Consider the following 25,717-nt stretch of genomic DNA (forward strand, 5'->3'; position numbering starts at 1 on the left):
AATGCGGCGCTCGTGGTCTCCGCACGATTGCGCTGGGAGCGCAATCAGGTCAAGGGGACGGAGCACGGGGACGGCACCCTGGCCGGGGTCGTCGGCCCGCTCATCGAGGTTCCCGTCCTGGTGGCGCTGGTCCACGCCTCCCTCGCCCTACGCCGCCGGTACACCACGGCGGCGGGGTGAGAGCGCGAGGCGGCCGTGCCACCGATTCCGATGGCACGGCCGCCCCGTCGGGGCTGTGCGCGGTCAGCAGCAGGAGCCGCTGGCCGCCCCCTCGCCGTTCTGCCGGTCGGCCGGGCCGCATGGGAACAGGCCATGGTGCATCGACTTGTCACCGATAATCTCGAAGTGCTCGCCGTAGCGGCTGGCGGCCAGGATGTCGGCGGTATTGCCGCACACCAGGACAGGCTTGCCGGTGGGGAACCGGTGATCCTCGTCCAGGTCGAAGGCATGAGGCCGCCCGGGGCAGCGTGCCCCGATAGAAGGCGATCTGCCCGTAGTCCTCGCAGCGGTCCTCCAGCGGCACCTTCACGGCCCTGACCGTCAGCGAGGAGAAGCCGACGAAGCCGATCTTCCGCTCGATCTCCTCACTCGACAGCGTGACCGGCGCCCCAGACACCACCCGGGCATCCAGCACGCGTTCTTACGGGAATTGTTGTTTGTCCTCGGGCCGTGGCGCCTTCAGGCCCGCGCAAGCGTCGATCGAGGCCGCACCCGACAGAGTTGACCAGCACCGTGCGACCCGATCGCCGCAGAGACGGATGCCGCCGTCCGGAAGCGCACAGGGCCACGCGTATGTCGCCCGGACCCGGCTCCCGCCCGTGCGCCTGCCCCTGGCCCCGCCCGTCGCGACCGGCTGCCGGATTGACCCGGTGTGCTAAACAGGAAGCAACCAAAGGGGCATTTTGCAGCAGCTCACGCTCGGAATCATGTCGCAGACCCGCAAGGAAAACGAGCATCGTCTCCCCGTCCACCCCGCTCATTTCGACCGCATCGACGCCGGTCTCCGCAAGCGCATCTACCTCCAGGAAAACTACGGAGAGCACTTCGGCGTCCCGGACAGCCGGCTCGCCCCGCTCATCGCGGGCTTCCGCACGCGCGAGGAACTCATCGCCAACTGCGATGTCATCCTGCTGGCCAAACCGCTCCACGAAGACCTGGCGGAACTGCGCGAGGGTCAGGTTTTGTGGGGCTGGCCGCACTGTGTCCAGGACGAGAGGCTCACCCAGACCGCCATCGACCGGCGGCTGACTTTGATCGCCTTCGAAGCGATGAACCACTGGACCCGCAGTGGCGCCTTCAACTTGCACGTCTTCCACAAGAACAACGAGCTGGCCGGGTACTCCTCGGTCCTGCACGCCATGCAGCTGACCGGCGTGACTGGCGATTACGGGCGGCGGCAGCGTGCCGTCGTCATCGGCTTCGGCGCGACCGCCCGCGGCGCAGTGACCGCGCTCAGCGCCCTGGGCGTGCACGACGTCGACGTGCTCACCGCGCGTGGCGTCACCGCCGTCAGTTCCCCGATCCACTCCGCGCGGATGGTCCACTTCGACCACGACAAAGCCGACGACACCCTCGACCCGCGACGCAGTGTCGCACTCACCGAGGACGGCCCGCTGCCGCTGGCCGAGTTCCTCGCCCGGCACGACATCATCGTCAACTGCGTGCTGCAGGACACCGACGCGCCGCTGATGTTCCTGATAGACGAGGATCTGCCCAAGCTGGCCCCCGGGACCCTGGTCATTGACGTCTCCTGCGACAAGGGCATGGGCTTCGACTGGGCCCGACCCACCACCTTCACCGACCCGATGTTCACCGTCGGCGACCACGTCAGGTACTACGGGGTGGACCACAGCCCCTCCTACCTGTGGAACTCCGCGACCTGGGAGAACAGCGAGGCCCTCCTGCCGTATCTGGACGTCGTGCTCCAGGGCCCCGACGGCTGGGACACCGACGACACGATCCGGCACGCCATCGAGATCCGCGGAGGCGTCGTCCAGAACCCCAAGGTGCTCGCCTTCCAGCACCGCACCGCAAGGTACCCGCACGCCCACGAGGAGACCCGGGCGGCGTCGCGGCCGTAGCCGTCGGGGCATCCGGCATTCAGTCGTCCTCCGACCGCCGTCCCGAGTCGCCGCGCGGCCGGCGCCGGTCGCCTTCCGCCCCGGTCGCAGGGCAAACACCGTGTCGGAGAGTTCGTCGCACAGATGCTTGATCTCCAGGTAGGTGCGGTTCCGCTCGGTGACGGCAGAGCGATCATCGCCAGGATCACGACCACGGCCACGAACATCTCCACGGTCCTCACCCCCGTCGGCTGATGCGACAGCGGGGCGGTGACGGCCGGGATCCGTGGACCTGTGGCCGGCTCGCGGGCTTCATGTCCTCCTTCGGAGTCCCAGACCGCTTCCACGGCCCGGTCGGTCTCGGACACCATCCGCAGGCGCGCAGCCTCCTCCATCAACCAACTCGCGGTCGACGTACCCAGTGGGTCGCTCGCGGCGGCCATCAGCCAGGCGGCTGTGACGGGAGTGGTCTGCGGCGGGACCCCCAGGAGGTTCCAGCGGTCCACGCGGTAGGAGAGCAGCAGCAGTTCGTGCGGGTCCTGCTCGGACAAGAACCAGCCCACGTTTCACCACGGTGCCCGGCGGCGGGCACCGTGCGCGGGACGACCGGCCAGTGGGTGGGATTGATCGTGACCCGGGTGACCCGCCCCACAACGGGTCCAGTACGGCGGTCGGGGAGGGGAGTTCGTGGCTCAGTTCACGGGAGCGGGGCCACCAGGCGCCGTCCAGCTCGACCTCTCCCGGGGCGGGGCTCACGGGTTTGAGGGCGAGGCGTGCGGTCGGGGCCCTGAAGGGCACGACGCGGGGCGAGAGATGGTCGGTGATCGCGGACATCGTGCGAACCCGTCTCCGAACCCCTGCGCGTGAGCAGTTGCCCGGTGCCGTTGCTCACCAGGAACGACACCGGTATCGGGGCCGGTGCGCGAAGTGCTCCCGATGGGTTCACGTTACTCCCCGAAGTGGCCGAACAGACCGCTCCCGGAGATACCCTCACTTCCGGCGGCCGTCCTTGCCCGAGGAACGGCTGGTCTCCAGCCAGGACCGCGCCGGTTCTGTCGCGCTGGTGGTGTCCACGGTGAGCTGGAGGCGGGTCCCTCCCTCGGCGTCCGCGGGATAGCTGCGCTGTTCTGTGGTGGCGAAGCAGTGACGGAGAATTTCCGCGACCCGACGGGCGACCTCGGAGGAGGCGGCGACGATACGTACGTCGGCGTGTCCGTCCGGGGGAGTTTCCTTGGGCTGTATGACGACCTCGTTGTCTCCCTCCTTGTCATCCCGCCGCACGCGACGCCCGAGGCCGCACGCACCGCGATGGCCGAAGCCGTCCGCGCCGACAACATCACGCAAGCCGAACAGATCCTCATCAACACCGGTACCGACCGGGCAGCGCCGAAGACTTGACGCCGGTCAGCCGAGGCGGCCGTCGTGCCAGTCCGGTACCGGCGCCGGGATGACCGTACTGTCGAAGGCGCCGGAGATGATCTGTGCCGCGAGTTCGGACAGGCGCAGGTGAGCCAAGACAGTGACCACGGCGGTCACATCCCACGATGCTCTGCTGAATTCCGGCGGTTCCAGGCAGAGACGCACGTTGACCGTACGGTCCGTCGGCCTGCCCGGGGAGTACGCTGAAACTACCGAAGATACTTCGCGCACCGGCTTCCATGCCGTGTCGTTTTCGGCGATCGATTACGCCGGGCCGGTTGCGGCCGGCCCCGGGCAGGGAGCCTTTTCCAACCTCAGGCCGGCAGCCTGAGGTTGGAAAAGGCTCAGGGTCCGCGTCATGACCGCGACCATCTCCCCCTCGCCGACGCTCGAAGCCGTTGACTGGTCCTCCTCGTCCTCGCCCCGTCTGTCGCTGGCTCCCGTGGGTTCCGCACCAGCCCTGCTGGACGGCGCCTGGTGGCCCCGCTCCCGTGAACTGAGCCACGAACTCTCCGCGCTGGCCGACGTACTGGACCCGCTGTGGGGGCGGATCACCCGTATCGCCGTCAACCCCCGCTACTGGCCGATCATCCCGCAACGAATTTTCGTCAACGGCCGTGTGGTGAAGGTCGGTTGGTTCACCACGGAGCTGGACCCGCACAAGATCCTGCTGCTGTCCGGAACGTCGGGCTGCTGGGACCTCCTGGTGATACCTCCGGAGGCCACCGCCCCCTCGGCCGCCCGGCTGATGGCCGCCGCGAGCGCGAGCACCGCCCCGCAGTCGACCGCGACCGCTCTCATGACGGCGGGACAGGTCGACGCCCCCTCCACATCGCACGACGCCGACACCGGACGGCCCGACCGGCTGGCCGCGTCGATGCGACCATATGCGCCACCGCCCCGGCCGTAACGAGGCAACCCGGACGCGTGGCCACCGCGTTGACACGGACCGTCGCCGGACGCGGAAAGGCCGCACGGTGCCGGGCCATGCAACTCCGGAACACACGGCGAAGCATTCCGCCATTCCGCCTCGCCCAGTCCCCGCGAGAACCCACCCACCGGACAACAGCAAGGCCGACCATGCCCGTTGCACGGAGTATCAGGAACCAGGCGCAGACGATGAAGGGCAGGATCACGGAAGAGCTCGGCGGGGTCACCCGCAACAGGCGACTGCAACGCCGAGGCAGCAACGACCGCGTCTCCGGAAGCCTGAAACAGGCCGTCGAGAAGACCAAGGACGCCTTCAGGCGAAACGGAAGCGGCCCCCGATGATGTACGACCAGACACGCGCCCGGCAATCCGCCGGCCAGACTCCGGGCCCGGCCGGACGCCGCAGCCCGAGCCCGAAGCCGCTGCTCCCGTCGGACGAACTGGACAAGATCGTCCAGCGCCTCCGGCACGCCTTCAACACCTTCGCCGACACCCCGATCGAGGCGCTGGAAGAGGCCGAGAGCGCCTATGACGAAGCCACCGCCCAACTCGTGAACGTCCTCGCGGAACGACGGCGTCTCCTGCGCGCCGGCTGGCAGGACCAGAACCCCGACGCACAGTCCGACGAACTTCGGCACGCACTGAGGCAGTACCGGGAGATCACCCAGAGACTGCTCCACATCTAGGTGCAAAGCTGGTGACTTAGGTTGCGCCTTGTCGGGTGACGGTGTCTGGTGCGGGTGGTGTCCGGTTGCGGTGCTCGGCTCGTTTGAGCGGCCAGTTGGACATCTCGCGTTTGATCACTCGGGGGCAGGTCCGGTGGCGGCGTGGGGGCAGCAGGCGTTCGGTGATCTCAGCCAGGGTGCGGGTCAGTGCCCCGGCGAGTCAGCCGGGGGGAAACGCCGCCTGGACCGGGACCTGGCAGCGCACGATCCGCAGGGAGCGTGTGTGCGCGGCAGCTCCGGTCGGGCCCAGGGGTGATCGGCATGGGGACGCACCTCAGCGCGGTTCGCTCGACGGGGAAGTGCCCGCGAACCGTGACCGCTCGGTGGCTGGGGGTGTTGAGGCTCTCGATCGCGTTGGTGGTGCACACGATGTGGCGGATCTCGACGTTGATCCTCGGGAACGAGGTGACTTCCTACCCGGGTGTTCTCAACCGTCGGACGACCCCCGGGCACGTGCTGGCCCCTGCCTGATGAACGTGGTGAACCCGTCCCCTCCGCCGACGCCAAGAAATCCTCAGTGCAACGGAAATTGACGCCGATAAAGCGACCCGTTCCGCCCGAAAAAGGAGTACCCTGGAGCAGTCGAGAGTCTGTCGTACGTCGGCCTTCATGCGGGCGCCGTTCTTGATGAAAGACAATGCCGGCCTCCACTTTGCGCAGGGCTGGAGACAGGGTCTGAACCCATGTCCGCGACGACCGATTTCCTCGCGTTTCCGGGAGAACATGTCAATGATTCCCCCGCGCGTCTCCAGCTGAAGGATGCCGACGCCCATCGAGGGCTGCTGGACGGGGCGTGGTGGCCACGTTCCCGGGACCTGTCCCGGGAACTTCCCGTTCTGGCCCAGGTGCTGGATCCCCGGTGGGGACGGGTGACCCGTATCGCGGTCAACCCTCGGTTCTGGCCGGTCATCCCGCGCAAAGTGGCGGTCCACGGGCACGTGATCAAGGTGGGCTGGTTCTCCGAGACACTTGACCCCCATCAGGTTCTGCTGCGCTCCTACGCCGTCGGCCGCTGGGACCTGCTGGTGGTTCCGCCGCAGGCCAGCGCGGCCTCGGCGGCGCGGCTGATGGCCGCGGCGTGCGACACGGCGGAGCCGCTCAGCACGGCGAGCACGCTCGTCGCGGACGAGGAGTCCCGCCGGGACGTGTCGACGGTCGACCGGCTGGAGGATCCCGTTGAGAGCTGGGAGCACGAGGGCGGCGCCTCAGGGACACGCCCCGCCTCGCTCGCGACCGGCCTGACCGCGGCGACATGACCGGGTGTCCTTCGGAGAATCCGCACGTCGGGGCGGAACACAACGCGCGCGGCTTTCGGCGGACGCCGGCCGCGCGGCCGAACAGCGACACGACCCCAGAGGAATCACTCATGACTCACGACCCCAGTCTTCCCGCGAAGGGCCTCGCGGAGGTTCGCATCACCGCGGCCTCCCCCGAGGTCGCGCGGCAGGTGGCGCAGCTACTGCGGGCCTGGTTCGCCAGCACGGAGCAACGCAGCTTCCCTGCGGGTGAGACCGGTACGGGCACCCGCCTGCACCTCACCGTGGACACAACCCGCACCCCACAGCCCGCCGTAGGGATCCTGCCTCAGGCGGTCGGTCACCGGGCGATGGGGGCCCGGTGCATATGGCCTCTACCGAGAACCTGACACCAGCGCCATCTCACACCCGCCGCCGGGGGGCGGCGGGTGTGAGATGGCGCTGTTTTTCTTCTCCTGGAACGTCGAACCACCCACATGAATCACCTGGTCGAGAACCAGTTTCTGAGAATGGCGGACTTATTGCTGATTCTCGATGTCTCCCGTCGTGCCTGACGGGATGCACGGCGAAGCGTCACGGAAAGGGTCGATCGCCCCGTGTTCCAGAGGTGTGGGCCGGAGTGCGATACCTGACTGGCGGATGTTCCCTGCCTGCCCTGCTTGGAGTGCCGCGGCGTGAGGCGTGAAGGTCGCCGGCAGGGTGATGACATGCTGCTTTAGGGGGCATGAGTCCGCCACGCCGAGGGCCTACGTCTCCCTGTGCGAGCGATCGTGATTGTGTGGGTCCCGTTTACCCACCGGCAGGTGAGTGGGCAGGCGACGGGATGCGAGATGGGCGAAGGACGGGTCCGAGTGGGTGCGAACGGCACATCCTGTGCTGCCGTGCGAGGCCGGCGAGATCTCTGGCGGATCAGCAGCGGGAGGGCGGCCAGGCCGAGGGAGCACGACGATGTCGTCCGTTGACCGCTCGCCAGAGCAGCAGGTGGACCGGACCGAGGGGTTCGGTGAGCGGCTCCTCGGAGTGCTCCTGGATCGCGCCCACGAGATGCCGCCGCAGATGATCGCGCCGCTGATCGCGGAGGAGGTGGCCAACGTCGGCGGTCGTGACGTCTCCATCCTGCTGCAGGACTACAGCCAACTGGTCCTCGTCCCGCTGCCCGGGTACCGCTTGTTGGTCGGCGAACCCCAGCCGGTCAACGGCTCCGACGCCGGCACCGCCTTCCTGCGGGCGACCGCCGTCGAGACGCCTCAGGACGACGGCATCCGCATGTTCCTTCCGCTGCTGGACGGCAGCGACCAGGTGGGCGTGATGGCCCTCACCCTGGACACCGTCGACGACAACGACCGCCGGCTGCTGCGCCGACTCGCCGGCCTGGTGGCCGACATCATCGTCACCAAGCACGCCTACACCGATCAGTTCTTCAAGGCACGCCGCACCGAGGAGATGAGCGTTTCCGCGGAGATCCAGTGGTCGCTTCTGCCGCCGCTGTCGATGTCCGTTCCGCAGGTGGAGTTGGCCGGCATCCTCGAACCCGCCTACAACGTCGCAGGCGACAGCTTCGACTACGCCCTCAACGACAACATCCTGCACGTGGCGATGGTGGACGCGATGGGACATGGCCTGGACGCGGCCACCATGGCGACCGTCGCCATCGGCGCCTACCGCCACGCCAGGCGTGCCGACATCGACCTGTCTCAGATCTACACGTACCTCGATCAGGCCATCGCCCAGCAGTTCGGTCCCGATCACTTCCTCACCGCGCAGATGATGCGCCTGGACATCACTACGGGTGATCTCACGTGGGTCAACGCCGGCCACCCGGCGCCGCTGCTGATTCGTGATCGTCGGGTGAAGCACCAACTGCTGAGCGCCACCACCCTGCCGGTCGGCTTCGGCGGGGAGGCACCTCAGATCAGCGAGGTGTCGCTCAGGCCCGGGGATCGACTGCTGTTCTTCACGGACGGCGTGATCGAGGAACACGTGGCGGGGGGCGCCCAGTTCGGTGAAGCGCGTCTCATCGACTGGGTCAACCGCGTCAGCGCCGAGGGCAGCGGAGTCCGGGCGGTGGTGCGCGCCCTGTCCAGCACCCTCAAACAGATGAGGGGCGGGACCACCAGCGACGACGCGACCCTTCTGCTGCTCGAATGGCGCGGCGGCGACGCCAGATGAACCGTTGACTGAACCAACCTGACCGCATGGCACGCGGACAGCCCATTGCCATCGCCTCGCCGATCCCCTGCCGCGCCGTCGCCGCTGAGGCTGGTCCGACGAACTCGCAGGCGGTGAACCGCTGGGGCTCCTCGGCTGTCGCCGGCCCACCGTGACCGGCCGGTCACCCGCGTCCCGGCCCACCAGCCTCGTCATCGCTGCGGTTTCGGGGCGGCGCGGCCGACCGGTTCGTTGGCTGGTTTCAGGGACCTGGCGCGGCAGTGGGTCGGGTGACGGGGCGTTCGACCTGTTGGCGGAGCTGGGTGCAGGTGCGGGTAAGCAGGCGGGAGACGTGCGCCTGGGAGATGCCGAGTTCGTCGGCGATGGCGCGTTGGGTCATGCCTTTGTAGAACCGTAGGTGGAGGATGCGTCGTTCGCGTTCGGGGAGCTTGCGCAGACAGGGGGCGGCTGCCTCGCGCTCCAGTGCCTGGTCGTAGGCCGTCTCGGTCTTGCCCAGGAAGTCCAGGAGGGAGTGGCCGTCGCCGGGGGTGCTGGCGATTTCCGCGTCCAGGGACAGCGGGGAGTATGAATCCATGGCTTCCAGGCCGGTGCGGACCTCGCTTTCGGTCAGTTCGGTTTGCCGGGCCAGTTGCGTGACGTTCGGCTGGTGGTCCAGCGAGCGGCACAGTTCGTGGTGGGCGGTGCGGACCCGGTTGCGTAGTTCCTGGGCCCGGCGGGGGACGTGCACTCCCCAGGAGTGGTCACGGAAGTGTCGCCTGAGTTCCCCAACGATGGTCGGTACGGCGTAGCTTTCGAATGCCGTCTTCAGTTCCGGGTCATAGCGCTTCACGGCGTTGATCAGGCCCAGGTAGGCAACCTGTTCCAGGTCTTCGAGAGCCTCGCCGCGGTTGCGGAAGCGGCGGGCCAGGCGGGCGGCCATGGGCATCCAGGCGCGGACGAGTTCCTCGCGCAGCGCTTCGCGCTGCCTGCCCGATTCCAGCCGGGCCAGGTGATGGAAAGCCTCGATGGTGTCGGGGGCATCGTGGTGGGGGTGCTTTCGTCGCGACGGTCGCGGTATTTGCGCAGTGGTCATGAGAATCACGCTTCCAGTTCGGCGAAACTTGCCCTTTCGCCGTGAAAGCGTTCCAAGACCGGAACTCCCCCGGGGGGCCACAGACCTCTCCCACGGATGTGCCTCCAGGTGAAGCACGACTATCGCCTGCCCGAGGTGACGGCCGCAAAACCCCTGGTATACCTATTGGTGCGGAAACGTCACTCCCTCATCTGCCTGTGTTGTCGAAGCCGGGAGGAGCGTCACACTCCCCGGCGGCGCGACCTGTGCCGACCCGGTGGCGGCGTTCGTGCCAGGGTCCGGGGCTGTGGCGCGCGGCGGTCCGTTCGACCGACTTCCGCGTCGGCCTCTCAACGCGGCCAGCGGCATGAGAAGGAATCGGGGGCCAAGGAGGAGAGGGCCGACGCCGGCGAGGTCGAGGAGCCGGCTCAGTGCGGGGCTGGGGTGGTGCAGGCGCAGAGATCCTCCGTTCGCGATGGCGTGCCGCCGCGCTTCGAGGAAGACGCCAAGACCATGGCAGTCGCAGAACGTGACGTCGGTGAGGTCGATGTCGATCACGCGGACGCCGTCGCGCAGACAGCGCGCAAGCGACTCACGCACCACCGGTGCCGAATGCAGGTCCATCTCACCGGACAGGGTGATCAACGCCCGGCTCCGGCTGTCGCGTCGGTGCAGAATCAGGGTCTTCGGGACAGGCATGGTGCCTCGGTTCCGGGAGCCCGCCAGGAGCGGTGCGCCCCCATGTGAGGACGTGCGTTTGATCGGGGTCGGCGGGCCGGCTCTGTTCGGCCACCGCCATCACGCGGTGCAGGTGCCACCGGAATGGCTGGGGGAGGCGATGAGTCCGGTTTCCGTGGAGGTGAGGTCGGGTTGGGTGCGGTGCGTCCACACGAGGGGATGGGCCCTGCGCGGGTGGGGGGTGGCGCCGCCCGGTCGGTCGCCGCGGCGGCCGATGTGTTGCGTCGGGAGCCGGTGGACACCCCACGCGCGTGCTCGCCCCGTGGACACTTCGGTGCCGTGACCATCGTGGTGCCCGTGCCGCTGTCCGGCCGTCTCCTTCTCAACCGCCCTCGATCGCAGGCGGGGGCGGCCCCGGCTCCCGCAGCAGGCGTTCCACCGCGGCGTCGAGGTCGAGATGGCGGTCCTCATGCCCCGCCGGGACGGCCAGGTGGGTGCGTGCCAGCCACGTGGCCAGGGACAGCGTTGGCGCCTCCACCTCCACCCGGCCGTGCGGGGAGGCGAGGGAAAGGCTCGTCAGGAAACAGTCACTCGAGGGCCGGACGGTCACATCCGCGATACCCGCGCGGTCGGACATCCCCGCTGTCAGCAGGTCGCGGGCGAAGACCCATCGCACGGGCTTCTGAAAGTCGAACCGAAACAGCAGATGGACGGCGTAGGGGTCGTCCGTGCGATAGGTGAAACAGGTGCGTACCGGCGCTGTCAGCCAGTCGGACAGCACCAGGGTCAGCTCCAGTTCATCTTCCACGACCACGGTTTCGAGGTGCTCCGCTCGGCCTGCCGCACCGTTTGCCGGCTCCTTGTCGGTGCTGCTCACGGTTCACGCATCCTTGTCTGGCTCCTGCCCCGAGCCCTGATGACGCTTATGCGACGCCTCCTTCGGGCTGGGACTGCCAGGGTCGACCGGTCGTTGCCCCCGAACACCTCGGATGTGCCACGTGCTTCGGCCGTGTCGCCCGTCCGACACCGAGTCCCTGGACGCCAGGCGCGGCGGATGGACCTTGAAGGTGGGCGAGAGCGGCATCGCGTGCCGGCGGCGTAGTGGGAGTTCCGTACGTGCCGCACGCGCTGCGACTCACCGTGGCTGCTACCGATGGCTGGAGGCCATGGGCCCGAACGGACACCATCGAGGACGGCTCAGGCCGATCGGCTGCCTCTCGGAAGCACTCAGCGATCTGCTGTCAGGAGACCTGTGTCCGGGCGGATCCTCTTCGGGCGGAATGCCGCCGAGGTCCGGGGCGACTGGCACTCAGACTACCGTGGGCGGACTGGCGTGTACAGCGCGCGACGCACCCCCGAAACCGGACGTGGCGCTCGGGTGGACGTCGCCGACCGACCGGGAGGGAACGGCCTTCCGCGGCTGGGGCCACCGGCTGTGCTTCCGCGCCGGCACGTTCCCGGTCCCCTGCCCGTAGGGTGCTCCGTGGGCCGTGGCGGGCGACTGTCCACGAACGGGTCCCCTTGGACGTACCTCGTCTTCGGTCGTGACGTGGGGGTTGGCAGGGCCGGGGGAACAGTGGCTACGGCGCGGCCGGGGCGTGAGCCGGTCAGGGCGCGATCGATCGGCCACTCCGGAAGCCAGGCGGGAGACGAGGGCATTGGTCAGTGAGCGCATGGCGGCGGTCCTCGCCCTGTTGGCCCGCGGAGCCGGTCTGAACGCCTCGCTGGCAGGCCGGGCAGCGGGCGTCCTGGGGACGACCAGTCTCAGCGCGAGCATCAGCACCAGTGCCGATGGCGCCGAGACGATCTGGTCCGGCGACACGACCAGCCTCGCCCTGCAGGACCTTGGGTTCACTCTGGGAGAAGGGCCCTCCGTGGATGCCGCACGGCGCGGTGTTCTGGTGCTGGCACCGGAAGTGGGCACGTCCCCCGCGAGATGGCCCGTATTCGCCATCGCCGCCCACGACCTCGGGGTGCGGGCGCTGTTCGCCTTCCCCCTGCGCATGGGCGCGATCGGCCTGGGTGTGCTGGAGGTCTACCGCGACGCGCCGGGCCCGTTGGGGGCCGTGGAGTTGATCGACGGGCTGGTGCTGGCCGATGCGGTGACGGCGCGGCTGCTGAGGCTGTCCGCCGACGCAGGGGCGGTGGATCTGCGCGCGGCGGTCCACCAGGCCACCGGGATGATCGCTGTTCAGCTCGAAACCGGACTGGCCGAGGCCCTGGCACGGCTGCGGGCTCATGCCTTCGGAAGCGGCCGTCCGATCAATGACGTCGCCGCCGACGTCGTGGCGGGAAGGCTGAACTTCACCGAACACCGGTGAGACGGGCTGGTGGTGCGACGCATGCCAGTGATACCGGTAGCGTTCCTCGTGGGCGACACCCACGAGTGGTGAGGAGAGTGCGCGATGCGTGAACGGCGACTTACCCGGGCCTTCGTCGAACTCGCCGACACCCTGGTCGACGACTTCGACCTCATCGACTTCCTGCACACCCTGGCCCGTCGTTGCGTGGAACTCCTCGACGTGGACGCGGCCGGCCTCATGCTGGTCGACCCCCGCGGTCGGCTGTGGCCCGCTGCCGCCTCCTCGGAGAACGCCCGGCTGCTGGAGCTGTTCGAAACGCAGACGGACGCGGGCCCGTGCGTCGACTGCTTCCGTACCGGACAGCCGGTGGTCAACGCCGACCTTGACGAGCCGCGCTGGCCGCACTTCACCGAGGCCGCCCGCGCGGCCGGCTTCATCGCGGTCCACGCGCTGCCGCTGCGGCTGCGCGGGGAGATCATCGGCGCCCTGAACCTCTTCCACAACAGCACCCACACCCTCACCGACGCCGATCGGCACGTCGGACAGGCGCTTGCGGACATCTCCACGATCAGCATCCTGTCCCAGCGCAACCACCAGGAGCAGACGACCCTCACCAGCCAGCTACAGAACGCACTGACCAGCCGGATCATCATCGAACAGGCCAAGGGCATGATCGCGGCACGGCTGAACCTGCCGATGGACGAGGCCTTCGCGGTCCTCCGTAATCACGCGCGGGCCCACCACGAGCACCTGTCCGCCCTCGCCCGACGGGTCACCGGAGGAGACGACGCGGTGCTGTCCGGCCTCGCGGCGCCCGCCAACCCCGCGTCGGCGCCCCCCGCGGCAAACTGATCCCCGCCGGGCCCCGTCCCCTGTCGCCGTTCCCCGCGCGAGCGGGGGTGGTCCGGGGACGAACAAGCAGAGCGGTTCACTGCCGACCCGTTCCCCGTGAGCGGGGGGGTGGAGATCCGGTCCCGGTTCTGCCTTCAGACCGGGAGAAGCACCCACGGCCAGGGCTTCGGAAGTTCGGCAGCGTCGAATACGCGACGAAAAAATCGCCAACCCGAGCGAATCCCTGGGTACATGCTGGTCAGCGAGTCGTGAAATCGTGTCGGCCAGGTGCCTTCTAAGCACTTGGCCGCAGGTTCGAGTCCTGCCGGGGGCACACGATCACCGGGCTCTCTTTCGCGCGCGTTTCCGCAGGTCAGCGACCTCCTCGAAGGACCCTCCGAGGCGCCGGCGGGACGAGCCAGGAGCGCTGGACGCTCGCGGGCCGGGGCACCGGTGCCGCGCCGCGCCCCGTGCGGCCCTGGCCACCTCGGCGCACCTCCGTCACACCCACGGCCGGACGGGCGGGTGTGGCACAGGTCATAGACGCGCCGGCCCGGCGGCGCGTCGCACCCCGCCGGGGTCGGCACGTCCGCGCGGCCCCGGCACGGGCTCGGCGGTCACGGAGCCCATCGGAACGCCGCCGCGTTCGCCCCGCAAGAGACCGATTCGTGGCCTGAAGTCCTCCGCGGTGAACGTGCTCGCGCAGGATCTTCACCAAGGTGGGGACACACGACCGCCCCCGGCCCCCGTGCCATCCGCGGCCACGAGCCGCGCACGGCCGTTGACCGACCGTGCCCCAGCTCCGAGAATCGACTCAACGTCACGCATACACAGGGGGGTTGGGCGTGCCGCTCAATGTCGCACGGAGGCAGCAGGCGACGGTGTCGCATCGGATGAACTTCTGGGGGCGCCCCACCGGGTCCTCCACCGTGTCCTGGAAGTACCAGGGCAGCCCCTGGGAGGTGGTTCGGCCCGACGACGGGCAGCCCGCGACGCGGCATGCGGTGCGCTGCCGGGTGTGCGACAAGGAGCTGACGTTCACCGCGCACAGCGTCGCGGCCACCCGGCGCCGCCAGGCGAGATGGCGGGTGGGGGCCTGGGGCGGCCTCGTGCTGACCGTCGCGACCCTGGTCGCCGTGGTCACCGGCAGCGCCCCGTGGGCACTCCTGGCCCTGCCCTTCGCCGTCGCTCTCGCCTGGAACCTCGGCACGGCCGCCGCCGAGGAGGTCGGCGTCACCGGACACGGCAACGGCGTTCCCTGGAGCATGCCCAAGCATGCGATCACCCTCGCGGACCAGCGTCCGGAGGACCTGCCCGAGCTGGTCTGCTCCCGGTGCGGCCACCAGGAGCACTACCGCTGGGGCAGCCACCTCCGCGAGGGCTACGTGCGGGAGCAGTACCAGGCCGCCCGGACCCGGTTCGAACGGCACACCTGCCGGTAGCCCACGGGCGGGCGGCTCCGGGTGGTGGGTACACCCCGCGGCGGGGTGGTAGGGCCATGTCGCGGCGAGCGGTGGGTCCCTAGCGTCGTAGGCCCGTCCTTCCGGCGCACGGAGGTCCACCATGTCCGAGTCCACCCGGCGCGACTTACTGCGCACCGGAGCCGCGGCCGCCTCGGCCGCGCCCGCCGCCGCGCTCGCCGGCTCCTGGTGGGACGCCGCGCGGGCCGCACCCGCCGCGCCGGCAACGGTGGCGGGCGACGGCGCGTTCGGCCCGGTGACCGTCGGTCCGGACGACCCGCGCTACCGCTCGCTGGCCCGACGCGGCTACAACCACCGCTTCGCGAGCCAGCCGGACCAGATCCGCCTCGTCGGCTCCACCGAGGACGTCGTACGGGCCGTCGACGACGCCCTACGGACCGGGCGGCGGGTGGCCGTGCGCAGTGGCGGGCACTGCTTCGAGGACTTCGTCGACCATCCGTCCACCGAGGTCGTCATCGACCTGGCCGGCATGCGCGACGTGGGCTACGACCCCCGCCGCGACGCCTTCTCCGTCGAGCCCGGCGCGACGCTCGGCGAGGCCTACCGGCGGCTGTTCCTGGGCTGGGGCGTGACCGTCCCCGGCGGCACCTGCCCCGACGTGGGCGCGGGCGGCCACATCGCGGGCGGCGGCTACGGCGCGCTGTGCCGGATGTACGGGCTGACCGTCGACCACCTCCAGGCGGTCGAGGTCGTCGTGGCGGACCGCTCGGGACGGGCCAGGAGCGTCGTCGCCACCCGGGAACGCACCGACCCCCACCATGACCTGTGGTGGGCGCACACCGGGGCCGGCGGCGGCAACTTCGGGGTGGTCACCCGCTACTGGTTCCGCTCCCCCGACGCCCCCCGCGGCGCCGACCCCGGCGAGCTGCTGCCCCGTCCCCCGGCCACCGTGCTCAGCTACTCCCTCGACTGGCGCTGGGCCGACCTCGACGAGACCGCGTTCGTCACGCTGATGCGCAACTACGGCCGGTGGGGCGAGCGCAACTCCGCCCCCGGCTCCCCCGCGGCCCCGCTCTACGGCGAGTTCGTCCTCGCCGCCGCGCCGGGCGAGACCATCGGCATCGCCGGCCAGGTCGCCGCGGAGGGCGCCGCCGCGCTGCGACTGCTCGACGACCTCGAGGGCGCGCTCTCGTCCGGCGTCGGCGCGCGGCCCGTACGGCAGGCCGTGACCGTGCCGTGGCTGACCGCCGCGATGCTGGGCAGCGGCGGCGAGCCCGTTCCGTACGACAGCCGCATGAAGATCAAGTCGGGCTACCGGCGCCGCGGCCTCACCGACCGCCAACTCGCCACCCTCCACCGGTACCTCACCGACCCCGCCAGCCCGTACGGCCACGTGTTCGTCAACACCTACGGCGGCCGGGTCAACGCCGTCTCCCCCGGCGCGACCGCGATGCCGCACCGCGACTCCGTCTTCCTCGTCGGCTTCCTCGCCGGCTGGCAGGGCTCCGGGGAGGACGCGCGCCAGCTGCGGTGGATCCGCGAGCTGTACGCGGACGTGTACGCGGCCTCCGGCGGCGTCCCGGCCGGCGCCGACGACGACGGAACGTTCATCAACTATCCGGACAACGACCTCGCCGACCCGCGCCACAACGCCTCGGGCACCCCCTGGCACGAGCTGTACTTCAAGGACGGCTACGCCCGCCTGCAACGCGTCAAGCACCGCTGGGACCCGCACAACGTCTTCCACCACGCCCTGTCCGTCGGCCCCACACGGCAGTAGGGCCCAGGGCACCACCCGGACGGCCGCCCGCACCCTCACCGGACAGGGCTGGACCACACGCGACGCCGGGGCCGCCCTTCGCCTGTCGCACCAGCGCGTCTCGCACCTCGCCCCGCGCGACGTGTCGTAGGCCAATCGGGTGAGGCCGGACGCTCGACCGGGTGACTCCGCACGTGGATGACGGGTCGGTGGGGCAGCCCTCGCCAGAAAGCAGGCCGTACCAGGCGGCCCGCCTGACGCTCGGGGAGACCCTCATGCGCATCCGCACCACACTCACCGCCCTCGCCCTCGCCGCCGGCGGCGTCCTCGCCATGGCCGGCCCCGCCGTGGCCGACACCGAGGTCCACCTCGGCCACAGCTGGAACGCCCAGCAGTGCATCTCCACCTCCGGCGGCAACGCCATCGCCATCCCCATCGAGGTGCTGTCGCCGGAGCACATCGAGGCCTGCAACAACGAGGACTGATCGCCCCGGTCCCGGGCCGGGAACGCCGAGGGGCGGCGTACGCCGACGTGGTGTCGGGGTACGCCGCCCTGGGGCGGATGGGGTTGCGGGGGGTGGGCCCGCGCTGCCATCGCGGTTACTTCGGGTCGCGGTTGAAGGTCGACTTCGACCATCGGTAGCCGAGGAGGGTCAGTGCGAGGCACCAGGCGATCGCGAGCCATCCGTTGTGGCCGATCCCGGTGCCGAGGAGCAGGCCGCGCAGGGTCTCGATGGCCGGGGTGAACGGCTGGTACTCGGCGATCGGCTGGAACCAACCGGGCATCGCGTCGATGGGGACGAAGGTGCTGGAGATCAGCGGCAGGAAGATCAGCGGGAGCGCGTTGTTGCTGGCCGCCTCGGCGTTCGGGCTGACCATGCCCATGCCGACCGCGATCCAGGTCAGCGCCAGGGCGAACAGCGCGACCAGTCCGAACGCCGCGAGCCACTCCAGCGCCGTGGCGTCGGTGGAGCGGAAGCCGATGGCCACCGCGACGGCGCCGACGAGGATCACGCTCAGCACGCACTGGAGGACGCTGCCGAGGACGTGCCCGACGAGCACGGACCCGCGGTGGATCGCCATGGTGCGGAAGCGGGCGATGATGCCCTCGGTCATGTCGTTGGAGACGGACACCGCGGTGCCGATCGTGGTGCTGCCGACGGTCATCAGCACCAGGCCCGGGGCGAGGTAGGCGATGTAGTCGGAGCGGTCGGCGCCGCCGCCGCCGATGCCCGCGCTCATGGTGTCGCCGAAGATGTAGACGAAGAGCAGCAGCAGCATGACCGGGGTGAGCAGCAGGTTCAGGGTGAGCGACGGGTAGCGGCGGGCGTGCAGCAGGTTCCGGCGCAGCATCGTGGAGGAGTCGCGCACGGCGAGGGACAGGGAGCTCATCGGACGGTCTCCTTGGTCTGGCTGGTCTGGCTGGTCTGGGGCGGGATGTCGCTGTTGGCGGTCAGGGCGAAGAACACGTCGTCGAGGTCGGGGGTGTGCACGGTCAGCTCGTCGGCCTCGACGCTCTCGGCGTCGAGCCGGTCGAGGATGGCGCGCAGTTCGCGTTGGCTGCCGTCGGAGGGGATCTGCAACGCCAGGGCCTGGTCGTCGCGGGCGGCTTCGGTCAGGGCGGAGGCGGCGGACTGGTACGCGGCCGGGTCGGCGAAGCGGAGCCGGACGTGTCCGCCGGGGATCAGCCGCTTGAGTTCCTCTGCCGTGCCCTCGGCGGCGATCCTGCCGTCGTGGAGCACCGCGATGCGGTCGGCGAGTTCGTCGGCCTCGTCCAGGTACTGCGTGGTGAGAAGGACGGTGGTGCCGCCGGAGACGAGTTCGCGGATGATGCCCCACATGGTGTGCCGGGACCGGGGGTCCAGGCCCGTCGTCGGCTCGTCGAGGAAGATGATCCGCGGGTTGCCGACCAGCGTCATCGCGATGTCCAGCCGCCGCTTCATGCCGCCGGAGTAGGTGGCGGCGGGCTTGTTCGCCGCCTCCACCAGGTCGAAACGCTCCAGCAGTTCGGCGGCCACCCGCCGCCCCTCGTTCCGCGAGAGATGGTGCAGGTCGGCCATCAGCAGCATGTTCTCCTCACCGGTGATCAGGCCGTCCACCGCCGAGAACTGCCCGGTGACCCCGATCGCGGCCCGCACCGCCTGGGGGTCGGTGGCCAGATCGTGCCCGCCGACGCGGATCACGCCGTCGTCCGCGCCGATCAGGGTGGAGAGGATCTTGACGACGGTGGTCTTGCCGGCGCCGTTCGGGCCGAGCAGGGAGAAGATCGTTCCCTCGGGGACGGCCAGGTCGACGCCGTCCAGGACGGTCTTGTCGCCGTAGGACTTGCGCAGCCCGTTCGCCGCGATGGCCAGGTTGGTCATGACAGGTGCTCCTTGTAGCGGCTGGGGATGTCAGAGACTGCGGGCGGTGATGTCGCCGTGCGAGGTGGTCGCGCGGATGGTCAGGCCGGCGGCGGCGCCTTCGGTGTTCCGCAGCGCGTTGTCGATCCGGCCGTAGGTGGTGCCGGCGTCCAGGGCGGCGGAGACCCCGTGGGCGGCGCCGATGGACACGTCGCCCATCTGGGTGGTCAGCACGACCGCGCCGCGCACCGCCTCGGTGATGTCGATGTCGCCCTTCTGGGTGCTGATCTGTGCGGGGCCGCCCAGGCGGCCGACCGAGACGTCACCGGCGGCGGCGGTGAGCCGAACGCTCGCGGCCTCGTCGATCCTGACCGCGCCGTGCGCGCCTTCGAAGTCGACGTCGCCCAGGCGTCCGACGACGCGGAACTCGGCGCTGGCCGCCTTCGCCTCGACGTCCGAGCCGGCGGGCAGCTGGATGGTCACCTCAAGGGATCCGGAGGGGCCGAAGTACTGGTTCCTCGCCGCGGGGGCGTCGATCCGCAGGACGCCGTCGGCGTACGCGACGGTGGTCTGCTCCGCGGCCTTCACGTCGCGGCTCTTGGCGGCGTTCGCGGGCAGCACCTCGACCGTGGTGTCGGCCCGGTCGGCGGCGATGAAGCGGATGCGTCCGGCGGGGATGTCGAGGACGGCGGAGATCGGGTCGGGGGTGTCGAACTTCTGCATCGTTCTGTCCTTCGGCTCGTTGTTTCCGATGTTGGAAAAGCTACGTTGCGTTCATAGATCTGGCAACAAGCATGTTGCACAGAAACTGAATAATTGCAGGTGAGCACCTTAGAATCGTTGCAATGGGTCGGCACTCAACGCAACGTGAGCCGACCGGTTCGTTGCGCTGAACCGCGCGTGATCGCTATGCTGAGGGCACCGAGGAGACCGTGGCGCACCGAGGAGGTCGCGATGCCGGGAGGCAGGCTCACCCAGCAGGAACGCCAGCAGATCGCGCTGGGGCTGGCCGACGGTGACGCCTACGCGGAGATCGCCAGGCGTCTCGACCGCCCCACCTCGACGATCACGCGCGAGGTGATGCGGAACGGCGGCCCCACCGCCTACCGCGCCGACCTCGCCCACCGCGCCACCGAGCGCCGCACCCACCGGCGCCGGCAGGCCGCGCCCGTGGGGCCGCACACGCCGGCGCTGCCCTACGGACGCGACGCCGAGGCCGTGCGCGAGTACGAGGAGACGTTCGTCACCGTCCTGATGCGGTCGGGCGTGCCCAAGATGCTGTCCCGGGTGCTGACCTGCCTCTACACCAGCGACACGGGCAGCCTCACCGCGTCCGAGCTCGTGGAGCGCCTCCAGGTCAGCCCGGCGTCCATCTCCAAGGCGATCACCATGCTCGAGACCATGACCCTGGTGCGCCGGGAGCGCGACGAGGGCCGCCGCGAGCGCTACGTCGTCGACGACGACATCTGGTACCAGTCGATGATCGACAGCGCCCGGTCGAACAACCAGCTCGCCGAGACCGCACGCCAGGGCGTCGCCGTCCTCGGCCCCGGCACCCCGGCCGCCGCCCGCCTGGAGAACATCGCCCGCTTCCTCGACTTCACCGCCGAGAGCATCATCCGCGCCGCCGAACAGGCCCGCGAGGTCCTCTACGCGAAAACCCCGGCACCCCCGGCCGACACCGTCCGGCCGGCACCGGACCACGAATAGCGAGCCCCGCCCCCCGGCGCGGGAACGGGGCCGTTTGGGGGCGCGTGGGGGTGGGGGAGGGTGAGGACTACGGGTCGTCGCGTCTTCGGGAGCAGGCATGCGTTGGAGCACCTTCCGCACCGCCGACGGCGAGGAGCGGGTCGGGGTGTGGCGCGGGGAGGCGCTGTACCCGGTGCCGGGCGTCGGCCGGCTGGTGGACCTGCTCGGCGACGACGGCTCACGGTTACGCGCGGCGGGTGAGGCGGCCGTCGCCTCGGGCGCGGGAGTGGACGCGGCCGGGGTCGAGCTGCTGCCGCCCGTTCCCGAACCGCCGTCGATCAGGGACTTCATGTCCTTCGAGGAGCATGTGGTCACCGCGAGCGCCGCGATCGGGCTCACCGTCGACCCGCTGTGGTACCGCCAGCCCGTCTTCTACTTCTCCAACCCCGCCGCCGCGCGCGGCGCGCGGGCCGACGTCCGGATCCCGCCCGGCAGCGCGGCGTTGGACTACGAGCTGGAGGTCGCCGCGGTGATCGGCCGGGAGGGGAGCGATCTCGACCCCGAGGAGGCCGAGCGGTACATCGCCGGGTTCGTGCTGTTCTGCGACTGGAGCGCGCGCGACCTGCAGACCGCCGAGATGCGGCTGAACCTGGGCCCCGCGAAGGGCAAGGACTTTGCCCACAGCTTCGGCCCGTGGCTGGTCACCCGCGACGAGGTGGCGCCCCGCGCCGCGGACCGCGGCTACGACCTCGGGCTGACGGCGTCGGTCAACGGCGTCACGTACAGCAGGGGGAACGTGGCCGGCCTGTACTGGTCGTTCGGGCAGATGGTCTCCTACGCCTCGCGCGGCACCCGGGTCCGCCCCGGCGACGTGATCGGCAGCGGGACCGTCGGCACCGGCTGCGTTCTGGAGCTGTCCCGGGTGCACGGCGCGGAGACGTACCCGTATCTCCGCGAGGGCGATCGGGTGCGCCTGGCGGGGGAGTTGCTCGGCGCGATCGACGCCCGCGTGCTGGCCGGGAGTCCGGCACGTCCGCTGTCCCCCGACGAGGAGGCCCGCCCGTGAGCAGCGCCCGTCACGACGTCACCCGTCCCGGACGACCCGAGCTGCGGGAGGTCTCCGACGGCGTGTTCGCCTACGTCCAGCCCGACGGCACCTGGTGGATCAACAACACCGGCTTCCTGGTGGGACCCCAGGGGGTGGTCAGCGTCGACGCCTGCTCGACCCGGCAGCGCACCCTGGCCTACCAGCGCGCCATCGCCAGCGTCAGCTCCGCCCCCGTGCGCACCCTGATCAACACCCACCACCACGGCGACCACACGTTCGGCAACTGCCTGTTCCCGACGGCGACGATCCTCGCCCACGAGCGGGCGCGCGCGGAGGCGCTCGCGTTCGGCCCGCCGCGCCCCCTGCCGTACTGGGAGCACGTGGAGTGGGGCGGCCTGACCCTCGACCCGCCGTTCGTCACGTTCACCGACCAGGTCACCGTGCACGTCGGCGACCTGCGCGTCGAGGTGCGGCATGTGGGCACGCCGGCGCACACGACCAACGACGTGATCGTCTGGATACCCGAGCGCTCCGTGCTCTACTGCGGTGACCTCGTGTTCCACGGCGGCACGCCGTTCGTGCTGATGGGCTCCGTCACCGGCTCCATCGAGGTGCTGGAGGAGGTCGTGCGCCCGCTGGGCGCCGGCACCGTCGTCCCCGGGCACGGCGCGGTGTTCGCGGGCGACGCGCCGCTGCGGGACACGCTCGACTACCTGCGCTTCGTCGCCGATCTCGCCGTCCGGGGCCGGGAGGCCGGGGTCACCCCGCTGGAGGCCGCGCGCGACACCGATCTCGGCCGCTTCGCCGGGTGGCCCGACGCCGAACGCATCGTGGGCAACCTGCACCGCGCCTACGCCGAGCTCGACGGCACGCCGCGCGGCGGGCCCGTCGACATCTACGCCGCGCTGGCCGACATGGTGGCCTACAACGGCGGGAAGCCGCTCAGCTGCCTGGCCTGAGCCGCGCGGGGGCCGCAGCCGACGACCCCCGCGTGCCCGGGCGGGCCCCTAGTAGGTGATCTGGAAGGTGGCGTCCGCGCGGTCGGCCTGGGCCGAGCCGGAGCCGAGCTGGTCCATGCGGAGGACGTAGCCGGAGTGGCGGAGGTAGCGGTCCGGGACGTTGTGCGACCGGAAGGAGCTCCACGAGGCGTCGGCCAGGCCGGCCACCCGCTGGAACGTCGCGTCCTCGGCGAACTGCGCGGAGCCGTCGTCCCGTACCAGGGAGAAGTCGAAGGACGAGTGCCGCAGGTAGTACCCGGGGAAGTTCACCGACTCGAACGACACCCGCCCCGCGGAGTCGTCCGCCAGCCCCGGCATCAGCCGGAACTGCGCGTCCTGGGCGGGAGAGACGTTCGCGTCCAGCCGCACGTCGAAGTCGGCGTGCCGCACGTACCGGTCCTGGAAGTTGTACGACTGCAACCGGTTGGTCGGCGCGGTCTCCCAGCGGTCGAGCACCCGGGCCTGCTCCGGCGCGGTGAGGTTGAGGATGGAGCCGTGGCGCTTGCGCGTGCCGCCCAGGTCGTAGGAGCTGATCCGCTGGAAGTTCCGGGTGCTGCCGAGGTTCGCGGACGACAGCGGCAGGTATCCCCGACCGCTGGAGTACTGGTCCAGCCACAGGGCCCACTCGTTGCGGTCGTTGAACCTCGCCCACATGGGGCCCTCGACGTCGGAGCCGGTGATGCCCATGTGCGACAGGTCCCCGAGCCGGGTCCAGGCGCCGAGGATCGAGTCGCTGGCCTCGATCGTGATCTGGCCGTCGCCCGAGGCCCGGTAGTACCGCCAGCCGCCGGTGCCGTCCGGCACCTCGATGATCTGGGTGTCGATGAGCTCCTGGGTGCCGGGACGGTCGATGTACACCCGCGGGGCGGTGATGGTGCGGAAGTCGCTGGTCCGCGCGTACCAGATGCGGTGCTTCCGCACCCCGCCGACGGTGGAGATCGTCGCCCAGTAGAGGACGTGGTCGCCGGTCTCGGGGTTGTGGATGGCCTCGGGGGCCCAGGCGTTGGTGGCGTCGGGTATGCCGCCCGCCACGTCGAGGAGCCGCGGTGCCGACCAGGTCACCAGGTCGGTCGACTCCCACACCACGATCGCGGTGCTGCCCCGGTTGATGGCGTCGTCCCACGACGTGCCGCTGCCGATGTGCAGGTCCGTCGCGATGATCCAGTACCGGTCGCCTGCCGGTGACCGGATGAGGGCGGGGTCGCGGACCCCCCGCGTGCCGACCGTCGAACGCAGCACGAGACGGCCGTTGTTGAGGTCGGTCCAGTTCAGTCCGTCGCCGCTGTGGGCGAGGTACAGCTGCTCGCCGTCGGTCTGCTCGCCGATGAAATGGGCCATCAGGTAGCCGGTGTACGCCTCCTGGGCGGCCGCGGTCCGCTGGTCGGTCACCTGGACCGAGGCGGCCAGCAGTCCGGCCGCGGAGGTCAACAGGACGGCGCGGCGGGAAACGACGTGTGCCATGCGCTTCTTCTCCTCTCTGTCGTCTACGGGTTGGTCCACGTGGCTGTCCGCGGGGTCGTCCACGGGTGGGCGGGACGGTTCCGCGCCTGGTTCGGCTGGAGCGGGTCCACGCCGTCCAGGGTCGGCACGACGGGGCGGATCGAGCCGTCCGCGTCGAAGAACAGGCGGTCGATCATGGTCTCCCGGTGCGTTCCGTCACCGTCGGGAATCGCGAACCGGTGGTAGGCGACGTACCACTCGTCGGTGCCGGGGACCTGGACCACCGAATGGTGGCCGGTGCCCCTGATGCCCTGGTCGAGGTCCTTCTGCAGGATCAGCCCGACGCGTTCGCCCCAGGGCCCCGTGGGCGAGGGCCCGGTGGCGTAGGCGACCCGGTAGTCCTCGCTGCGGGTGTCGTTCTCCGACCACATGAAGTAGTAGGTGTCGCCGCGCCTGACCACGAAGCTGCCCTCGTTGTAGTTGACGGGGTCGTACGTGCGCACCTGGCCGGGATCGAAGGAGACCATGTCGGCGTTGAGCGGCACCTGGTGCGACGCGCCCTGGCCCCAGTACAGGTAGGACCGGCCGTCCGCGTCGGTGAAGACGGCCGGGTCGATCATCTGGCCGCTGTGGCTGCCGGCCGCGACCATGGGCCTCCCGAGCGCGTCGACGAACGGCCCCGTCGGGGAGTCGGACACCGCCACGCCCAGCTGCTTCGCGGTGTCCCCGCTGGCGCGCCCGGCGGAGAAGTAGAAGTAGTACCTGCCGTTCCGCTCGGCGATGGCCGGCGCCCAGGCGCTGTTGTCCGCCCAGGAGATGTCGGCGGCCACGTCGAGGATCACGCCGTGGTCGGTCCAGTGGACGAGGTCCCGGGACGAGAAGGCCCGGAACTGGGTGCCGGACCAGCCGGCGAAACCGTCGGTGGTCGGATACAGGTAGTAGGTGTCCCCGAACACCACGAGGTTCGGGTCGGCGAACAGGCCCGGCAGCGCGGGGTTGGAGACGAGGCCCAGCTCCCATCGCACGGCGTCGCCCGTGCCGCACTCCCCCTGCTGGAGCCGGGCGCTGTTGGCGGTGGAGCCGTCGGCGACCGTGAGGCACCGGCCGGAATGCCGCGCGACGACCTCGACGAGGCCGTTCCCCGCGTCCCGCAACCGCCACTGCTGGTTGGTCCCGCCGTGGCAGGGCCACTGGACGATCTGGGCGCCGGTCGCGGTCGACGCGTCCAGAACGTCCAGGCACTGGTCCGAATGGCGGGGGGACAGCTGGACGTGGCCGTCCCCGAGGTCGCGGAGGCGCCACAGCTGGTTCAGCCCGCCGGTGCAGTCGTACTGCCCGACCTCGGCGCCGTCGGCGGTGGACTCGCCGATGACGTCGGCGCACCTCCCCGAATGGGCGGCGACCAGCGTGACCGACGCCCCGTCCGTGAGGTGGTGATCGGCCGTGGCCGGGGTGGCACCGGCCAGGGCCAGCGGCAGTGCGAGCACCGCGGTCACGATCATTCGTAACGGATTGCGCATGCGTGTCCTCCCTGTGGGTGTTGCTGACGGGTCGACTCCGGGACCGGCGATCAGTGGGTGGGGGACGGCGGAGCGACG

26 protein-coding genes and 4 pseudogenes are annotated in these 25,717 nt (G+C 70.3%); 16 read left to right on the forward strand and 14 right to left on the reverse strand.

All coding sequences use genetic code 11. The features are described 5' to 3' along the window. Nucleotides 1-12: 12 nt before the first annotated feature. A complete protein-coding gene (locus ABGB06_RS30660; RefSeq protein ID WP_347595740.1) occupies nt 13-180 on the forward strand; it encodes a hypothetical protein in 168 nt (55 codons plus the stop codon). A 63-nt stretch (nt 181-243) separates the two neighbouring features. Here ABGB06_RS30660 and ABGB06_RS30665 read toward each other — a convergent pair whose 3' ends face one another. Further along, complete coding sequence (locus tag ABGB06_RS30665) at nt 244-396, reverse strand: hypothetical protein (RefSeq protein ID WP_347595536.1); 153 nt, start codon at nt 394-396, stop codon at nt 244-246. A 506-nt stretch (nt 397-902) separates the two neighbouring features. Between ABGB06_RS30665 and ABGB06_RS30670 the strand changes: the two genes are divergently transcribed. Beyond that, complete coding sequence (locus ABGB06_RS30670) at nt 903-2,081, forward strand: N(5)-(carboxyethyl)ornithine synthase (protein ID WP_347595539.1); 1,179 nt, start codon at nt 903-905, stop codon at nt 2,079-2,081. Nucleotides 2,082-2,368: 287 nt separating this feature from the next. Here ABGB06_RS30670 and ABGB06_RS30675 read toward each other — a convergent pair. Then, nucleotides 2,369-2,894, reverse strand: a pseudogene (locus ABGB06_RS30675) (DUF5994 family protein); the annotation flags it as partial. A 156-nt stretch (nt 2,895-3,050) separates the two neighbouring features. Further along, entirely contained in the window at nt 3,051-3,302 is a 252-nt protein-coding gene (locus ABGB06_RS30680; protein WP_347595737.1) for a hypothetical protein, read from the reverse strand. On the opposite strand from ABGB06_RS30680, the gene ABGB06_RS30685 reads away from it, so the two are divergent. Next, nucleotides 3,204-3,458 (forward strand): hypothetical protein, encoded by a 255-nt coding sequence (locus ABGB06_RS30685; protein WP_347595743.1) that lies wholly within the window; start codon nt 3,204-3,206, stop codon nt 3,456-3,458. The two genes, ABGB06_RS30680 and ABGB06_RS30685, sit on opposite strands and share 99 nt — an antisense overlap. 6 nt (nt 3,459-3,464) lie before the next feature. On the opposite strand, the gene ABGB06_RS30690 is transcribed toward ABGB06_RS30685, so the two are convergent. Further along, entirely contained in the window at nt 3,465-3,596 is a 132-nt protein-coding gene (locus tag ABGB06_RS30690) for a hypothetical protein (protein ID WP_347595542.1), read from the reverse strand. A gap of 241 nt (nt 3,597-3,837) precedes the next feature. Here ABGB06_RS30690 and ABGB06_RS30695 point away from each other — a divergent pair, with 241 nt between their 5' ends. Together ABGB06_RS30695 and ABGB06_RS30700 are read left to right on the forward strand one after the other, a co-directional pair. Then, the gene (locus ABGB06_RS30695; protein WP_347595545.1) at nt 3,838-4,389 is read left to right on the forward strand and encodes a DUF5994 family protein; all 552 of its coding nucleotides are present in this window, start codon (nt 3,838-3,840) and stop codon (nt 4,387-4,389) included. A 358-nt stretch (nt 4,390-4,747) separates the two neighbouring features. Then, the gene (locus ABGB06_RS30700) at nt 4,748-5,095 is read left to right on the forward strand and encodes a hypothetical protein (RefSeq protein WP_347595548.1); all 348 of its coding nucleotides are present in this window, start codon (nt 4,748-4,750) and stop codon (nt 5,093-5,095) included. Nucleotides 5,096-5,262: 167 nt separating this feature from the next. Here the strand turns inward: ABGB06_RS30700 and ABGB06_RS30705 are convergent. After that, nucleotides 5,263-5,532 (reverse strand): annotated as a pseudogene (locus tag ABGB06_RS30705) (transposase); the annotation flags it as partial. Nucleotides 5,533-5,817: 285 nt separating this feature from the next. On the opposite strand from ABGB06_RS30705, the gene ABGB06_RS30710 reads away from it, so the two are divergent. The 3 genes from ABGB06_RS30710 to ABGB06_RS30720 all read left to right on the forward strand — a co-directional run bounded on the left by ABGB06_RS30710 (nt 5,818) and on the right by ABGB06_RS30720 (nt 8,559). Continuing rightward, nucleotides 5,818-6,390, forward strand: coding sequence for a DUF5994 family protein (locus ABGB06_RS30710; protein WP_347595551.1), 573 nt, complete (start codon nt 5,818-5,820; stop codon nt 6,388-6,390). A gap of 110 nt (nt 6,391-6,500) precedes the next feature. Further along, the gene (locus tag ABGB06_RS30715) at nt 6,501-6,779 is read left to right on the forward strand and encodes a hypothetical protein (RefSeq protein ID WP_347595554.1); all 279 of its coding nucleotides are present in this window, start codon (nt 6,501-6,503) and stop codon (nt 6,777-6,779) included. 559 nt (nt 6,780-7,338) lie between these two features. Then, nucleotides 7,339-8,559 (forward strand): PP2C family protein-serine/threonine phosphatase, encoded by a 1,221-nt coding sequence (locus ABGB06_RS30720; RefSeq protein ID WP_347595557.1) that lies wholly within the window; start codon nt 7,339-7,341, stop codon nt 8,557-8,559. A 241-nt stretch (nt 8,560-8,800) separates the two neighbouring features. Here the strand turns inward: ABGB06_RS30720 and ABGB06_RS30725 are convergent, their stop codons facing one another. The 3 genes from ABGB06_RS30725 to ABGB06_RS30735 form a co-directional block, all read right to left on the reverse strand. After that, complete coding sequence (locus tag ABGB06_RS30725; protein WP_347595560.1) at nt 8,801-9,631, reverse strand: SigB/SigF/SigG family RNA polymerase sigma factor; 831 nt, start codon at nt 9,629-9,631, stop codon at nt 8,801-8,803. 162 nt (nt 9,632-9,793) lie between these two features. Further along, entirely contained in the window at nt 9,794-10,309 is a 516-nt protein-coding gene (locus ABGB06_RS30730; protein WP_347595562.1) for an STAS domain-containing protein, read from the reverse strand. 361 nt (nt 10,310-10,670) lie between these two features. Then, nucleotides 10,671-11,165, reverse strand: coding sequence for an SsgA family sporulation/cell division regulator (locus ABGB06_RS30735; RefSeq protein WP_347595565.1), 495 nt, complete (start codon nt 11,163-11,165; stop codon nt 10,671-10,673). A gap of 796 nt (nt 11,166-11,961) precedes the next feature. Between ABGB06_RS30735 and ABGB06_RS30740 the strand changes: the two genes are divergently transcribed. From ABGB06_RS30740 to ABGB06_RS30760, 5 genes are all read left to right on the forward strand, one after another. Then, nucleotides 11,962-12,609 (forward strand): ANTAR domain-containing protein, encoded by a 648-nt coding sequence (locus ABGB06_RS30740; RefSeq protein ID WP_347595568.1) that lies wholly within the window; start codon nt 11,962-11,964, stop codon nt 12,607-12,609. A gap of 84 nt (nt 12,610-12,693) precedes the next feature. Then, a complete protein-coding gene (locus ABGB06_RS30745) occupies nt 12,694-13,443 on the forward strand; it encodes a GAF and ANTAR domain-containing protein (protein WP_347595571.1) in 750 nt (249 codons plus the stop codon). A gap of 872 nt (nt 13,444-14,315) precedes the next feature. Then, entirely contained in the window at nt 14,316-14,864 is a 549-nt protein-coding gene (locus ABGB06_RS30750; RefSeq protein ID WP_347595574.1) for a hypothetical protein, read from the forward strand. Nucleotides 14,865-14,985: 121 nt separating this feature from the next. Continuing rightward, a complete protein-coding gene (locus tag ABGB06_RS30755) occupies nt 14,986-16,623 on the forward strand; it encodes an FAD-binding oxidoreductase (RefSeq protein ID WP_347595576.1) in 1,638 nt (545 codons plus the stop codon). 254 nt (nt 16,624-16,877) lie between these two features. After that, nucleotides 16,878-17,087, forward strand: a complete 210-nt coding sequence (locus ABGB06_RS30760; protein ID WP_347595579.1) for a chaplin — start codon at nt 16,878-16,880, stop codon at nt 17,085-17,087. 115 nt (nt 17,088-17,202) lie between these two features. Here ABGB06_RS30760 and ABGB06_RS30765 read toward each other — a convergent pair whose 3' ends face one another. The 3 genes from ABGB06_RS30765 to ABGB06_RS30775 are packed head-to-tail and all read right to left on the reverse strand — an operon-like array spanning nt 17,203 to nt 19,667. Next, entirely contained in the window at nt 17,203-17,994 is a 792-nt protein-coding gene (locus ABGB06_RS30765; protein WP_347595582.1) for an ABC transporter permease, read from the reverse strand. Further along, the gene (locus ABGB06_RS30770; RefSeq protein ID WP_347595585.1) at nt 17,991-18,965 is read right to left on the reverse strand and encodes an ATP-binding cassette domain-containing protein; all 975 of its coding nucleotides are present in this window, start codon (nt 18,963-18,965) and stop codon (nt 17,991-17,993) included. The genes ABGB06_RS30765 and ABGB06_RS30770 overlap by 4 nt, the downstream gene beginning before the upstream one ends. Before the next feature lie 30 nt (nt 18,966-18,995). Further along, on the reverse strand, nt 18,996-19,667 hold the full coding sequence (locus tag ABGB06_RS30775; protein ID WP_347595588.1) for a DUF4097 family beta strand repeat-containing protein: 672 nt from the start codon (nt 19,665-19,667) through the stop codon (nt 18,996-18,998). Nucleotides 19,668-19,898: 231 nt separating this feature from the next. Between ABGB06_RS30775 and ABGB06_RS30780 the strand changes: the two genes are divergently transcribed. The 3 genes from ABGB06_RS30780 (at nt 19,899) to ABGB06_RS30790 (ending at nt 22,640) form a co-directional block, all read left to right on the forward strand. Beyond that, on the forward strand, nt 19,899-20,654 hold the full coding sequence (locus tag ABGB06_RS30780) for a helix-turn-helix domain-containing protein (RefSeq protein ID WP_347595591.1): 756 nt from the start codon (nt 19,899-19,901) through the stop codon (nt 20,652-20,654). A 97-nt stretch (nt 20,655-20,751) separates the two neighbouring features. Continuing rightward, the gene (locus ABGB06_RS30785; protein WP_347595594.1) at nt 20,752-21,699 is read left to right on the forward strand and encodes a fumarylacetoacetate hydrolase family protein; all 948 of its coding nucleotides are present in this window, start codon (nt 20,752-20,754) and stop codon (nt 21,697-21,699) included. Further along, nucleotides 21,696-22,640, forward strand: a complete 945-nt coding sequence (locus ABGB06_RS30790; RefSeq protein WP_347595597.1) for an MBL fold metallo-hydrolase — start codon at nt 21,696-21,698, stop codon at nt 22,638-22,640. Before ABGB06_RS30785 ends, ABGB06_RS30790 begins: the two co-directional genes overlap by 4 nt. Before the next feature lie 48 nt (nt 22,641-22,688). On the opposite strand, the gene ABGB06_RS30795 is transcribed toward ABGB06_RS30790, so the two are convergent. The 3 genes and pseudogenes from ABGB06_RS30795 to ABGB06_RS30805 all read right to left on the reverse strand — a co-directional run. Continuing rightward, nucleotides 22,689-24,140, reverse strand: coding sequence for a glycoside hydrolase family 43 protein (locus ABGB06_RS30795; protein WP_347595600.1), 1,452 nt, complete (start codon nt 24,138-24,140; stop codon nt 22,689-22,691). Between the two features lie 98 nt (nt 24,141-24,238). Next, nucleotides 24,239-25,117, reverse strand: a pseudogene (locus tag ABGB06_RS30800) (family 43 glycosylhydrolase); the annotation flags it as partial. A gap of 24 nt (nt 25,118-25,141) precedes the next feature. Next, nucleotides 25,142-25,639 (reverse strand): annotated as a pseudogene (locus ABGB06_RS30805) (RICIN domain-containing protein); the annotation flags it as partial. Nucleotides 25,640-25,717 lie beyond the last annotated feature (78 nt).

The organism is Streptomyces sp. B6B3 (assembly GCF_039871525.1).
Classification (GTDB): domain Bacteria; phylum Actinomycetota; class Actinomycetes; order Streptomycetales; family Streptomycetaceae; genus Streptomyces.